Consider the following 15122-nt stretch of genomic DNA (forward strand, 5'->3'; position numbering starts at 1 on the left):
AAGTAAAAGTAGACAACGCTTGACAATGAAAATTACGATAGATACAATGAGAATGTATATTTTTTCTTATATACGATATACTCTTCTCAAGAAGAGAAGTAATATTCGGAGTAAGGTTTAAAACTTACCGAAATAATAATATGACATTTTAATTGTGAAATGAAGAAAGTCCCTTAAAAAAGCGGGACGACGGTCTTTGCTGTATGTTGTAATTTAATGTACATGCCGACAGTCTTTTTTCATTCATAGCAAGGGGAGGTGAAATCATGAGTAGTACAGTTTGGATACTCATCTCCATTTTGCTTGCAACAACAGTCGGTGCAGTTGTTGGCTTTTTTGTTCGAAAGTCTATTGCTGAAGCGAAGATTAATGGTGCGGCTAATGAAGCGAAACGTATTCTAGACGAAGCGAATCGTGAGGCTGAAGCACTTAAGAAAGAAGCGCTTTTAGAAGCAAAGGATGAAATTCATACACTTCGTACAGAAGCTGAATTAGAAATTCGTGACCGTAGAAGCGAATTACAAAAACAAGAAAATCGTTTAATGCAAAAAGAAGAGAACCTTGATCGTAAAGACGAAACGCTCGATAAACGCGAGCAGCAGTTAGAAAAGAAAGAGGATTCTCTTGTAGCGAGACAACAACAGATTGAAGAGTTGGAAAGCAAAGTGGGAGAGTTAGTTCAAAAGCAACAAACAGAATTAGAGCGCATTTCCAATCTGACACGCGAACAAGCGAAAGCAATTATTCTTGGTAAAGTAGAAAATGAAGTTTCTCATGAAATCGCTGTTATGGTAAAAGAAAGTGAAGTTCGCGCGAAAGAAGAAGCGGATAAGAAAGCAAAAGAGATTTTATCTCTTGCAATGCAAAGATGTGCAGCTGATCATGTTGCTGAAACAACCGTTTCGGTTGTAAATCTTCCAAATGACGAAATGAAGGGACGTATTATCGGGCGTGAAGGTCGTAATATTCGTACGTTAGAAACGTTAACGGGTATTGACTTAATTATCGATGATACACCAGAGGCGGTAATCCTTTCTGGATTCGATCCAATTCGTCGTGAAACAGCTCGTATCGCTCTTGATAAACTAGTACAGGACGGACGTATTCACCCAGCGCGTATTGAAGAGATGGTCGAAAAATCAAGACGTGAAGTGGACGAGTATATTCGCGAAGTCGGAGAGCAAACAACGTTTGAAGTGGGTGTTCATGGATTACACCCAGATTTAATTAAAATTTTAGGTCGTTTAAAATACCGTACAAGTTATGGACAAAACGTCTTAAAACACTCTATGGAAGTTGCATATTTAACTGGACTTATGGCAGCAGAGCTTGGCGAGGATGAAAAACTAGCAAGACGTGCTGGTCTATTACATGATATCGGAAAAGCGATTGACCATGAAGTAGAAGGTAGCCACGTTGAAATTGGTGTTGAACTCGCAACGAAATATAAAGAGCATCCTGTAGTTATAAACAGTATCGCATCTCACCATGGTGACACAGAACCAACTTCTATCATTGCAGTTTTAGTTGCAGCAGCAGATGCTTTATCAGCTGCAAGACCGGGAGCTCGTAGTGAAACGCTTGAAAACTACATTCGTCGTCTTGAAAAGTTAGAAGAGATTTCAGAGTCTTATGAAGGCGTTGAAAAATCATTTGCAATTCAAGCAGGACGTGAAGTTCGTATTTTGGTAAAACCAGATACAATCGATGATTTAGAAGCTCATCGTTTAGCTCGTGATATCCGAAAACGTATTGAAAATGAACTGGATTACCCAGGACATATTAAAGTAACTGTTATTCGTGAAACACGTGCAGTGGAATACGCAAAATAAAGTGGTGAAACACCACTTTATTTTTTTGTGTTGGAATTGGATAAAATAAAGACAGTTAGTTATATAGCGTAAAAGTGAAACAAACTTATAATAAACATATTATAAGGAATTTCCTTAATGCTATAGCAATAAAAAATGCAGTACATAGAAAGGGTAAGACATATGAGAATATTATTTGTTGGGGATGTAGTAGGATCTCCTGGTAGAGGTATGATTCAACAATACGTACCGGCATTAAAGAAAAAATATACACCTACAGTAACAATCATTAATGGAGAAAACGCAGCAGGTGGCCGTGGGATTACAGAAAAAATATATCGAAACTTTTTAGAGTGTGGGGCGCAAGCAGTTACACTTGGAAACCATGCTTGGGATAATCGTGAAGTATTTGAATTCATCGATGATGCAAAATATCTTGCAAGACCAGCTAACTTCCCAGAAGGAACTCCAGGAAAAGGACTTATCTTTGTGAACTGTAATGGAACAGAAGTTGCAGTTATTAACTTACAAGGACGTACTTTCCTTCCTCCGATTGATTGTCCATTCCGTAAAGTGGATGAATTAATTAATATTGCGAAAAAACGTACGAATATTATCTTTGTTGATTTCCATGCGGAGACTACAAGTGAAAAACAAGCGCTAGGTTGGTATGTAGATGGACGTGCTACAGCAGTAGTAGGTACGCATACGCATGTCCCTACAGCGGATAACCGTATTTTACCAAGCGGAACGGCATATATTACAGATGTTGGGATGACAGGGCCATATGATGGAATATTAGGTATGGACCGAGAAGCGGTATTGAAGAAGTTTTTAACGAACTTACCAGTACGATTTGAAGTAACAAGTGGTAGAACGCAATTAAGTGCAGTGTTAATTGATGTGGATCCAAATACAGGAAAAGCAAAGAAAATTGAGCGTATTTTAATTAATGACGATCAACCATTTTTTGAGTAAATTTCCGTTAAATTTTAGATAAGTTATTATATTTTAATTTTTTAGAAAAATTACGAAAATTTAGCAGGAATACGCGCCATTCCTCGTGAATATAAGTTAAAGTGAAATAATTGCTAATACTTTTTAAAGAAACGAGGAGGAAACGCGGAATGGAAATATTAAAAGTTAAAGCAACGTCGGTCCCTAATTCTGTAGCTGGTGCACTTGCAGGTGTTATTCGCGAACGCGGAACAGCAGAAATTCAAGCTATTGGTGCAGGTGCATTGAACCAAGCGGTAAAGGCAGTAGCAATCGCAAGAGGATTTGTAGCGCCTAGTGGTTTGGACCTGATTTGTATCCCAGCGTTTACAGATATTATGATTGATGGCGAAGAGCGTACAGCAATAAAATTAATTGTAGAACCTCGTTAAGTTTTAAACAACCTGTTTGCAGTATGCAAACAGGTTGTTTTTATAATGGAGGAATGAAAATGAAAATTTTTGATGCTCATTGTGACGTGCTTCTTCAGTTATGGAGTGCACAAGGGAAAAGGAATTTTAACGATGATTCACAATTACATATTACATTTGAACAGTTAAAGAGAAGAAAAGGAAGTATACAATGTTTTGCTATATATGTACCAGAAACAGTGGCATATGAAAACCGATTTGAAGCAGCATTACAAATGGTAGATATTTTTTATAATGAAATTTTATCCCTACCAGGTGTAAAGTTTATTCAGACAAAAGATGATATTAACATGTTAAAACAGGACGAGGTTGGAGCGATATTAACACTAGAAGGATGCGAAGCAATTGGAAAAGAAGCAATGAAATTACGGTTGTTGTATCGCCTAGGAGTACGTTCTTTTGGACTAACATGGAATTATGCCAATTTCTTAGCTGATGGTGCGCTAGAGACACGTGGGGCGGGTTTAACGAATTTTGGTAAACAGGTTGTACAAGAACTGAATGCGCTACATGTATGGACTGATGTGTCTCATCTAAATGAAAGAAGTTTTTGGGATGTTATAGAGATTGCAAAAAATCCTATTGCTTCCCACTCAAATTGTATGAAACTTTGCGAGCACCCACGTAATTTAAACGATGAACAACTTAAAGCTCTTATAAAGAAAAATGGCATGATCGGTGTCACTTTTGTACCGCAGTTTCTAACAAGTGAAAGGCAAGTAAATATAACTGATATCATAAAACATATCGAATATATTTGCTCGCTAGGTGGAGAAAACAATATAGGGTTTGGTTCAGATTTTGATGGGATTGTAGATACGGTTGTCAATGTATCTGCCTATGGAGATTATGAAAATGTCATGAATGAGCTTTATAAATACTATGCTGCATCTACTGTAGAAAGATTTTTATATGATAATTTTGTTGAACATATGAGTTTTTAAGTTTGTGGTTTAAAATTCAGAAAAATTAAAATTAATTCATTTGATTTTATTGCTTTTTTTAAGACCTAATACTAGAATGAAAAACAAAATAGCTTTATACTAAAGATTCAGGGAAATCAGAAGAGGCATAATTTGCGTCCGTTGTAGTTTATTTGCATAAAAAATGCTAAACTATTACTGTAAAAAAATACACTACAATGAATGCAGCCAAAAGGGGTGTAGGAGATGATTAGTCAACTTTCATGGAAAGTTGGAGGCCAACAAGGTGAAGGAATTGAAAGTACAGGAGAAATCTTCTGTATTGCATTAAACCGATTAGGATATTACCTATACGGTTACCGCCACTTCTCATCACGTATAAAAGGCGGCCATACAAATAATAAAATTCGTGTAAGTACAACAGAAGTACGCGCGATCTCAGATGATTTAGATATTTTAATTGCTTTTGACCAAGAAACAATTGATTTTAACTTCCACGAACTACGTCCAGGTGGAATTGTAGTTGCGGATGCGAAATTTAATCCAACAATACCCGACAATACAGATGTAAATCTATATGTGATACCGTTTACAGATATTGCTTCAGAATTAGGCACATCGTTAATGAAAAACATGGTTGCTGTTGGAGCATCAAGTGCAGTATTAGGATTAGACGAAACAGCTTATTTAGATGTTGTTGAAGAAATCTTTGGTCGTAAAGGAGAGCAAGTCGTTCAAAAGAATATGGACGCAATTAAACGTGGCTCTCAATATATGAAAGAATTACTAGGTGAGAAAGTAAACATGATGCAGCTTGAAAAAGCTGATGGTAAAAAACGCATGTTTATGATTGGAAACGATGCAATCGCATTTGGTGCGGTAGCTGGTGGTGCTCGTTTTATGTCAGCATACCCAATCACACCTGCATCAGAAATTATGGAATACTTAATTAAAAAATTACCGAAAGTCGGCGGAACAGTAATCCAAACTGAGGATGAAATTGCAGCTTGTACAATGGCAATCGGCGCAAACTATGCTGGTGTTCGTACATTAACTGCATCTGCTGGTCCTGGTCTGTCATTAATGATGGAAGCAATCGGTTTAGCAGGTATTACAGAAACCCCATTAGTAATTGTTGATACACAACGTGGTGGTCCAAGTACGGGATTACCAACGAAACAAGAACAGTCTGACTTAATGGCGATGATTTACGGTACGCATGGTGAAATTCCAAAAATCGTAATGGCGCCAAGTACAGTTGAAGAAGCTTTCTATGACATTGTAGAAGCATTTAACTTATCTGAAGAATATCAAGTTCCTGTTATTTTCTTAACAGATTTACAGCTTTCGTTAGGAAAACAAACAGTAGAACCACTTAAATTAGATAAAGTGGAAATCCGTCGTGGTAAGCTTGATTTAGAAGCAGAATTACCAGAACGTGAAAATAAAGCATACTTCAAGCGTTATGAAGTAACTGAAGACGGCGTTTCGCCGCGTGTTTTACCTGGTATGAAAAATGGTGTTCACCATGTTACAGGTGTAGAACATGATGAAACTGGAAAGCCATCGGAATCAGCAATAAACCGTAAAGATCAAATGGACAAACGTTTCCGTAAAATGGAGAACTTGAAGTTTAATACCCCTGTTTATAAAAATGTTAAGCATGAAGAAGCAGATGTATTGCTTGTTGGATTTAACTCAACTCGTGGTGCGATCGAAGAGGCAATGACGCGTTTAGAACAAGAGGGTATGAAAGTAAACCATGCTCATGTGCGTTTAATTCACCCGTTCCCAACAGCTGAAATCGATCCACTTGTGAAAAAGGCGAAGCGTGTTGTAGTAGTAGAAAACAATGCAACAGGTCAACTTGCTAACATTATGAAAATGAATCTTGGTAATGGTGAGAAAATTTCTAGTCTTTTAAAATATGATGGAAACCCATTCTTGCCGAAAGAGATTTACAACGAATGCAAAAAAGGGGTTGTATTAAATGGCAACATTTAAGGACTTTCGTAACAGTGTAAAGCCAAACTGGTGCCCAGGTTGCGGAGACTTCTCAGTGCAAGCTGCAATTCAACGTGCAGCAGCTAACGTTGGCTTAAATCCAGATGAACTTGCTGTTATTTCTGGTATCGGCTGTTCAGGCCGTATTTCAGGTTATATTAATTCATATGGTGTGCATAGTATTCATGGTCGTGCCCTTCCGATTGCACAAGGTGTGAAAATGGCAAATCGTGATTTAACAGTGATCGCTTCAGGTGGTGACGGTGATGGATTTGCGATTGGTATGGGACATACAATCCATTCTATTCGTCGTAATATCGACATTACGTACATCGTAATGGATAACCAAATTTACGGATTAACAAAAGGGCAAACTTCACCACGTAGTGAAGCTGGATTTAAAACGAAAAGCACACCACAAGGTTCAATTGAACCATCACTAAATGTAATGGAAATGGCTTTAACAGCTGGTGCGACATTTGTGGCGCAAAGCTTTTCGAGTGATTTAAAAGAATTAACACAAATTATTGAAGCTGGTATTAACCATAAAGGATTTTCATTAATTAACGTATTTAGCCCATGTGTTACTTACAATAAAGTAAATACTTACGATTGGTTTAAAGAGAATTTAACGAAACTAAGCACAGTAGAGGGATATGATCCATCTAATCGCATGATGGCTATGCAAACGTTAATGGAAAATAACGGTTTAGTAACAGGTTTAATTTATCAAAATACTAAGCAACCATCATATCAAGAACTTGTTAAAGGCTATAGTGAAGAGCCTTTAGTGAAATCTGATTTAAATATGGATCAGAAAATGTTTGATGAGCTTGTTGCTGAATTTATGTAATGTAAGAAGAGGAGGTTGCCGATTTGGCAACCTTTTTTATGTGCAAAAAATATAGGGTAGTTTTATTTACTTAGAAAATTCAGAATGGTAAAATAATATGTAAATCGTTGTATGAAAATGGCTAGTTCATTGCTTATGAAATGTAAGATAATAAAGGGCCTCTGAATTGTTAAAATTGGCGAAACACGTCATACTATGGTAATGTTTATAGGGATAAAGCAATATGCTTTTGGGTAGGACAACAAGAAATGATAAAAAGGGAATGTCTATTTGCGTGGGGAAGACTTCATTCTTATGAATGATTAGATTGATTACTCAAGTTTCAAAGGACAAGTTATCTCCAAGCTATCTAACCATTTTTGAGGTGAGTCTAAGCGCATTAAAATGGACTATAGAGTGTGTATAGTTAAGGGTGAAAGGAGATTACCGATGAACGAGCAACAACGATTAGCAAGTCAACAAGCAAATTCCTCTACGAAAAAAGAAGAGAAAGATTATAGTAAATACTTTGAAAGTGTATATCAACCACCTTCCTTAAAGGATGCGAAAAAGCGCGGGAAAGAAGAAGTTAAAATTGAACGGGATTTTGGCTTACCTGAAGAGTTTCGCAATTTTGGTACAGGCCGAAAGTTCTATATTCGTACATATGGTTGTCAAATGAATGAGCATGATACGGAAGTAATGGCAGGTATTTTCACAACACTTGGATATGAACCAACTTTTTCAACTGAGGATGCAGATGTAGTTTTATTAAACACTTGTGCCATTCGTGAAAATGCTGAAAATAAAGTGTTTGGTGAACTAGGCCATTTAAAGTCACTAAAACGAAGAAATCCGGACCTTTTAATTGGTGTATGTGGTTGTATGTCTCAAGAAGAATCTGTTGTAAATAAAATTATGCAAAAAAATCAGCATGTAGATATGGTGTTTGGAACGCATAATATTCATAGATTACCGTACATTCTAAAAGATGCGATGTTCTCGAAGGAAACGGTAGTTGAAGTTTGGTCAAAGGAAGGCGACGTAATTGAAAACCTTCCGAAAGTACGCCGTGGTGATATTAAAGCTTGGGTAAATATTATGTATGGCTGTGATAAGTTCTGTACGTATTGTATTGTACCGTATACACGAGGAAAAGAGCGAAGTAGACGTCCAGAAGATATTATCCAAGAGATTCGTCACTTAGCTGCGAATGGTTATAAAGAAATTACATTACTTGGACAGAACGTAAATGCATATGGTAAAGATTTTGAAGATGTAAAATACGGTCTTGGTGATTTAATGGACGAACTTCGTAAAGTTGATATAGCCCGTATTCGTTTTACAACGAGCCATCCACGTGATTTCGATGATCACTTAATTGAAGTACTTGGCAAAGGTGGCAACCTAGTAGAACATATCCATTTACCAGTTCAATCTGGAAGTACAGATATGTTGAAAATTATGGCGCGTAAATATTCGCGTGAGCATTATTTAGAACTTGTAAGAAAAATTAAAGAAGCAATTCCAGATGCAGTATTAACAACAGATATTATCGTTGGTTTCCCAAATGAAACAGATGAGCAATTTGAAGAAACGATGTCGTTATATCGTGAAGTAGGATTTGATACTGCCTTTACATTTATTTATTCTCCTCGCGAAGGTACACCAGCTGCAAAAATGAAAGATAATGTACCGATGGAAGTAAAGAAAGAACGTCTTCAACGCTTAAATACACTAGTAAATACGTTGGCAATTGAAAAGAATAGTCGTTATAAAGGTCAAATTGTAGAAGTGTTAGTTGATGGGGAAAGTAAAAATAATCCGGAAGTACTTGCAGGTTATACTCGTACGAATAAACTTGTAAACTTCGTTGCTTCAAAATCTTTAATTGGTCAGCTTGTGAAAGTAAAAGTAACGGAAGCAAAAACTTGGTCTCTTAACGGGGAATTAGTTGAAGAGCCGATTGAGGTGAAATAATAGATGAAAGTATATTCGAAAGATGACATTGTTGAACAAGCGAAAGAATTAGCAAAAATGATTTCTGAAACAGAAGAGGTTGATTTTTTTAAGAAAGCAGAGGCGCAAATTCATAAAAATGAAAATGTAAAGCGCGCAATCGATGAAATTAAAGCACTGCAAAAACAAGCAGTAAACTTGCAACATTACGGGAAATGGGAAGCTTTAAAAAAGGTAGAAGCTGAAATTGATGCATTGCAAGATAAGTTAGACAGTATTCCAGTTGTACAAGAATTTAAATCTTCACAAACATATGTAAATGACTTATTACAGTTAGTTGCTAGTACAATTTCTAACAACGTAACAGATGAAATATTAATTTCAACTGGTGGCGATGTACTTAAGGGTGAAACTGGCGCAGCGGTAGAAAGTAAAAAAGGAAATTGTGGTTGTTAAAGAGATGTCATTTTGACATCTCTTTTTTTTAGTTGATTAAACGTAAGTTCTTCTCAAAAAAAGAATGACACATTCCGCTATTGTCACGCATATGATTAAGTGAATAGTGATTGAGGAGGGTTACGAATGTCCGAATTTAGAGAGATTATTACAAAAGCAGTGGTTGGAAAAGGACGTAAGTATACAAAGTCAACGCATACATGTGAATCGAATAATGAACCAACAAGTATTTTAGGGTGCTGGGTAATTAACCACTCGTACGAAGCAAGAAAGAATGGGAAGCATGTGGAAATTGAAGGTTTCTATGATGTGAACACTTGGTATTCATTTGATGGAAATACAAAGACTGAAGTTGTAACAGAACGCGTGAACTACACGGACGAAGTAAGCATTGGTTATCGTGATAAAAACTTTTCTGGTGACGATTTAGAAATTATTGCTCGTGTTATTCAGCCACCAAATTGTTTAGAAGCGCTTGTATCACCAAACGGTAATAAAATTGTTGTAACTGTAGAACGTGAATTTGTAACAGAAGTAGTTGGAGAAACGAAAATTTGTGTAAGTGTAAATCCTGAAGGCTGCGTAGAATCAGATGATGATTTCCAAATTGCTGATGATGAATTTGAAGAATTAGATCCGAACTTTATCGTTGATGCAGAAGAAGAGTAATAGAAAGCTAGGGAGAAGTTCTTCCTAGCTTTTTACTTTACATAAGTGGCGCTGAATGAACATGATTCTTTATGAAATATGTTATAATGAAGATAGACTCCTGAAATAGGAGATATGGATGTCCGTGAAATGTGACATATATGAAAATTGATTACTATGTAAGAATTATGGAGGAAAAGTATGACGCAATATACCCCTATGATACAGCAATATTTAAAGGTTAAGGCAGACTATCAAGATGCCTTTTTATTTTTCCGATTAGGCGATTTTTATGAAATGTTCTTTGAAGATGCCGTTAAAGCAGCTCATGAGCTTGAGATTACATTAACGAGCCGAGATGGTGGCAGTAGTGATCGTATACCGATGTGCGGTGTACCCCATCATGCAGCTAAAAACTATATTGAACAACTTGTTGAAAAAGGATATAAAGTTGCTGTTTGTGAGCAAGTGGAAGATCCAAAAACAGCTAAAGGTGTAGTGCGCCGTGAAGTAGTACAACTAATTACGCCAGGAACGATGATGGAAGGGCGTACAATTGATGAGAAAGAAAACAACTTCTTAGCCGCATTAACATATTTTGAAGATGGATCATATGCTTTAGCTTGTAATGATTTAACGACTGGACAAAATACAGTAACGTTATTGACTGGTTCAGTAGAAGATATTTTATTGGAAGTGTATGCAACTGGTTCGAAAGAAATTGTTGTAGATTCTTCATTTTCTAAAGATGAATTAAATAAATTAACTGAAACGTTAAAAATGACAATTTCATATGAAGATGCAACGGCAATTCCTGAAGGATTAGAACATCTTGTGAAAAATGTTTCGCAAGCAAAGTTAATTAAAGCAATTGGACGCTTATTTAACTATGTGATAAGAACACAAAAACGTTCATTAGATCATTTACAACCTGTAGAAATTTATTATACGAATCAATTTATGAAAATTGATGTGCATTCAAAGCGAAATTTAGAGCTGACGGAAACACTTCGAACGAAAGAAAAAACAGGATCATTATTATGGCTATTGGATAAAACAAAAACAGCTATGGGTGGTCGTATGTTAAAACAGTGGATGGAACGTCCACTTATTCAGAAAGAAAAAGTTGAAGAGCGTTTAGAAATGGTTGAAACATTTGTAAATGATTACTTCTTACGTGAAGATTTAAAAGAAAAATTAAAAGAAGTATATGATTTAGAACGTTTAGCAGGAAAAGTTGCATTTGGTAATGTCAATGCAAGGGACTTATTACAGTTAAGACGATCTTTACTTCAAGTGCCAGCTATTTTAGAAGCGATTAGTTTGTTAGATAATGCTTATGCAGCAAGGTTAATTCAAGGAGCGGATCCATGTGAGAGCTTAACTGAATTACTAGGAAGAAGTATTCAAGAAAACCCACCGCTTTCTATTAAAGATGGAGATATTATTAAAGACGGTTATAATGACAAGCTTGATCAATATCGTTACGTTAGTAAAAACGGAAAAACGTGGATCGCTGAGCTTGAAAAACGAGAGCGTGATATTACAGGAGTTAAATCGTTAAAAATCGGGTACAACCGTATTTTCGGCTACTACATTGAAGTGACGAAGGCGAATCTTGCAGCACTTCCAGAAGGCCGCTACGAACGAAAACAAACGCTTGCTAATGCTGAACGTTTCATTACAGATGAACTGAAAGAAAAAGAAACGTTAATTTTAGAAGCAGAAGAAAAAATTGTACAACTAGAATACGATTTATTTACAGCGCTTCGTGAAGAAGTAAAAGTATTTATTCCGAAATTACAACATTTAGCAAAAGTAATTAGTGAATTAGACGTACTGCAAAGTTTTGCGACAGTTAGTGAAGAAGAACAGTTTGTAAAACCTGTACTAGCAACGAAGCGTGAAATCTTTATTAAAGATGGTCGTCATCCTGTCGTTGAAAAAGTATTGAACGGGAAATTGTATGTACCGAATGACTGTATTATGCCAGAGAAGATGGATGTCTTTTTAATTACAGGACCGAACATGTCTGGTAAAAGTACGTATATGAGACAGTTAGCACTTGTAACGGTTATGTCACAAATTGGTTGTTTCGTACCAGCAACAGAAGCAGTATTACCTGTATTTGATCAAATCTTTACGAGAATTGGTGCAGCGGATGATTTAATATCAGGTCAAAGTACATTTATGGTCGAAATGTTAGAAGCGAAAAATGCAATTGCAAACGCATCAGAAAGAAGTTTAATTTTATTCGATGAAATTGGACGAGGTACATCTACGTATGATGGCATGGCACTTGCACAAGCAATCATTGAACATATTCATGACCAAATTGGTGCAAAAACGTTATTCTCTACGCATTATCACGAATTGACTGTGTTAGAAGAGAGTTTAGATCAACTGAAAAATGTACACGTTTCAGCAATTGAAGAGAATGGAAAAGTAGTATTCCTTCATAAAATTCAAGATGGAGCAGCTGATAAAAGTTACGGAATTCACGTTGCGCAACTTGCAGAGCTTCCAGATAGCTTAATCGCCCGCGCGAAAGAAGTGTTAGCACAACTAGAAGGACAGGAAGAAATTATTATTCCAAAGCGTGTAGAAGTAAAGGTACAAGAAGTTGTTCCAGAACCTGTAGTTGTAAAAGAAGAACCGGCAGAAATACAAGAAAAGAAAGAAGAGACTGAAGAAGAGTCACAACTATCTTTCTTTGGAGGAGACCAATCTTCAAAAAAACAAGACAAGCCTGTGCTTGATCAAAAAGAAAGCGCAGTACTTGCGCAAATTAAAAAAATTGATTTACTTGATATGACACCTTTAGAAGCGATGAACGAATTGTATCGCTTACAGAAGAAGTTAAAGAAAGGATGAGTAAGTAGATGGGGAAAATTCGCAAACTCGATGACCAACTCTCTAACTTAATTGCGGCAGGGGAAGTAGTAGAGCGCCCTGCTTCAGTCGTAAAAGAACTTGTGGAAAATTCTATCGATGCGAATAGTACATCTATTGAAATCCACTTAGAAGAAGCTGGGTTATCGAAAATTCGTATCATTGATAACGGTGATGGTATTGCAGAAGAAGACTGTATCGTCGCTTTTGAACGCCATGCGACGAGTAAAATTAAAGATGAAAACGATCTGTTTCGCATAAGAACACTCGGTTTCCGCGGTGAGGCATTGCCGAGTATTGCCTCTGTTAGTGAATTAGAATTAATTACTAGCACAGGTGATGCGCCTGGTACACACCTCATAATTAAAGGTGGAGACATTATAAAACAAGAGAAAACTGCGAGCCGAAAAGGAACAGATATTACAGTACAAAACTTATTCTTTAATACACCAGCGCGTCTTAAATATATGAAAACCATTCATACGGAGCTCGGGAATATTACAGATATCGTGTATCGTATTGCAATGTCACATCCAGAAGTATCGTTAAAACTGTTTCATAATGAAAAGAAATTGCTTCATACATCAGGTAACGGTGATGTAAGGCAAGTACTTGCATCGATTTACAGTATTCAAGTTGCGAAGAAGCTTGTTCCAATTGAAGCTGAATCTTTAGACTTTACAATTAAAGGCTATGTAACATTACCAGAAGTAACAAGAGCATCTCGTAATTATATGTCAACGATCGTAAATGGTCGTTACGTTCGAAACTTTGTACTAATGAAAGCAATTCAGCAAGGATACCATACATTACTGCCAGTCGGCCGGTATCCAATTGGCTTCTTATCGATTGAAATGGATCCAATGCTAGTTGACGTTAACGTACATCCAGCGAAGTTAGAGGTTCGTTTTAGTAAAGAACAAGAATTGCTAAAGCTGATCGAAGAAACATTGCAAGCTGCATTTAAAAAAATACAGCTCATTCCAGATGCAGGCGTAACAACGAAGAAAAAAGAAAAAGACGAAAGTGTGCAAGAACAGTTCCAGTTTGAGCATGCAAAGCCGAAAGAACCATCTATGCCGGACATTGTTTTACCAACTGGAATGGATGCAAAACAAGAAGAACCGCAGGCTGTGAAACAGCCACCACAACTGTGGCAACCGCCGAAACAAGAATGGCAACCACCACAGTCGCTCATAAGAGAAGAACAAAGTTGGCAACCATCTACTAAACCGATAATCGAAGAACCAATTCAAGAAGAGAAATCGTGGGACAGTAATGAAGAGGACTTTGAACTAGAGGAATTAGAAGAAGAAGTTCGGGAAATAAAAGAGATTGAAATGAACGGGAATGACTTACCACCACTTTATCCAATTGGACAAATGCATGGAACATATATTTTCGCTCAAAATGATAAAGGCTTATATATGATTGACCAGCATGCCGCGCAGGAACGTATTAATTATGAATACTTCCGTGATAAAGTAGGAAGGGTAGCGCAAGAAGTACAAGAGTTACTTGTACCGTACCGTATTGATCTATCTCTTACTGAATTTTTACGTGTCGAAGAACAGTTAGAAGAACTAAAAAAAGTCGGGCTATTTTTAGAACAATTCGGCCATCAATCCTTTATCGTCCGCTCGCATCCAACATGGTTCCCGAAAGGACAAGAAACAGAAATTATCGATGAAATGATGGAGCAAGTTGTTAAACTAAAAAAAGTTGATATTAAAAAGTTACGTGAAGAAGCAGCCATCATGATGAGCTGTAAAGCATCCATTAAAGCGAATCAATATTTAACGAACGATCAAATATTTGCCTTACTGGAAGAATTACGTACAACAACAAATCCATACACATGCCCACACGGAAGACCGATTCTTGTGCATCATTCTACTTATGAGTTGGAGAAGATGTTTAAGAGGGTTATGTAGAGTGAATAAAATTACTTTTCAAAAGGGAGCAACATTTACTGTTGCTCCCTTTTAATATGTAGATTTAATTGTTAAACGAAAATAAGGTGGAGTAATTTTGCAGTTTATTTCTTGGTTGCGTTAGCTTAAATTTATCTATGTATAAAAAAGCGCTGTATACAGCACTTTTTAAAAGGTGCATGAATTGTATAATAAAGGTTTCTACATTACTAACCAAATAACTATGCATGGCCAAA

General features: G+C 36.5%; 11 protein-coding genes. All 11 read left to right on the forward strand.

The annotated features are described in order from the left end of the window. Positions 1-266 precede the first annotated feature (266 nt). Positions 267-1832, forward strand: coding sequence for a ribonuclease Y (rny, locus tag ATL10_RS16905; protein ID WP_000099769.1), 1566 nt, complete (start codon positions 267-269; stop codon positions 1830-1832). A 162-nt stretch (positions 1833-1994) separates the two neighbouring features. Next, complete coding sequence (locus ATL10_RS16910) at positions 1995-2789, forward strand: TIGR00282 family metallophosphoesterase (protein ID WP_001221097.1); 795 nt, start codon at positions 1995-1997, stop codon at positions 2787-2789. 149 nt (positions 2790-2938) lie between these two features. After that, positions 2939-3199, forward strand: a complete 261-nt coding sequence (gene spoVS / locus ATL10_RS16915) for a stage V sporulation protein SpoVS (RefSeq protein ID WP_000404341.1) — start codon at positions 2939-2941, stop codon at positions 3197-3199. Between the two features lie 59 nt (positions 3200-3258). Next, positions 3259-4182, forward strand: coding sequence for a dipeptidase (locus ATL10_RS16920; RefSeq protein ID WP_098365725.1), 924 nt, complete (start codon positions 3259-3261; stop codon positions 4180-4182). Between the two features lie 225 nt (positions 4183-4407). Further along, positions 4408-6165, forward strand: coding sequence for a 2-oxoacid:acceptor oxidoreductase subunit alpha (locus ATL10_RS16925; RefSeq protein WP_000625417.1), 1758 nt, complete (start codon positions 4408-4410; stop codon positions 6163-6165). Then, positions 6152-7018, forward strand: coding sequence for a 2-oxoacid:ferredoxin oxidoreductase subunit beta (locus ATL10_RS16930; RefSeq protein WP_000190155.1), 867 nt, complete (start codon positions 6152-6154; stop codon positions 7016-7018). The genes ATL10_RS16925 and ATL10_RS16930 overlap by 14 nt, the downstream gene beginning before the upstream one ends. Positions 7019-7447: 429 nt before the next feature. Next, on the forward strand, positions 7448-8977 hold the full coding sequence (gene miaB / locus ATL10_RS16935; protein WP_001005393.1) for a tRNA (N6-isopentenyl adenosine(37)-C2)-methylthiotransferase MiaB: 1530 nt from the start codon (positions 7448-7450) through the stop codon (positions 8975-8977). Positions 8978-8980: 3 nt separating this feature from the next. Then, entirely contained in the window at positions 8981-9412 is a 432-nt protein-coding gene (locus tag ATL10_RS16940) for a YlbF/YmcA family competence regulator (RefSeq protein WP_000870460.1), read from the forward strand. A gap of 126 nt (positions 9413-9538) precedes the next feature. Continuing rightward, the gene (cotE, locus tag ATL10_RS16945; protein ID WP_001288799.1) at positions 9539-10081 is read left to right on the forward strand and encodes an outer spore coat protein CotE; all 543 of its coding nucleotides are present in this window, start codon (positions 9539-9541) and stop codon (positions 10079-10081) included. 180 nt (positions 10082-10261) lie between these two features. Continuing rightward, positions 10262-12934: a DNA mismatch repair protein MutS gene (mutS, locus tag ATL10_RS16950; RefSeq protein WP_110497170.1), complete on the forward strand. Its 2673-nt coding sequence runs from the start codon at positions 10262-10264 to the stop codon at positions 12932-12934. Positions 12935-12942: 8 nt separating this feature from the next. Beyond that, positions 12943-14886 carry a DNA mismatch repair endonuclease MutL gene (gene mutL, locus ATL10_RS16955; RefSeq protein WP_000516465.1) on the forward strand — a complete coding sequence of 648 codons (1944 nt, stop codon included), beginning with the start codon at positions 12943-12945 and terminating at the stop codon, positions 14884-14886. Positions 14887-15122: the final 236 nt, after the last annotated feature.

This window comes from Bacillus sp. 196mf, from assembly GCF_003217275.1.
In the GTDB taxonomy this organism is placed as follows: domain Bacteria; phylum Bacillota; class Bacilli; order Bacillales; family Bacillaceae_G; genus Bacillus_A; species Bacillus_A thuringiensis_S.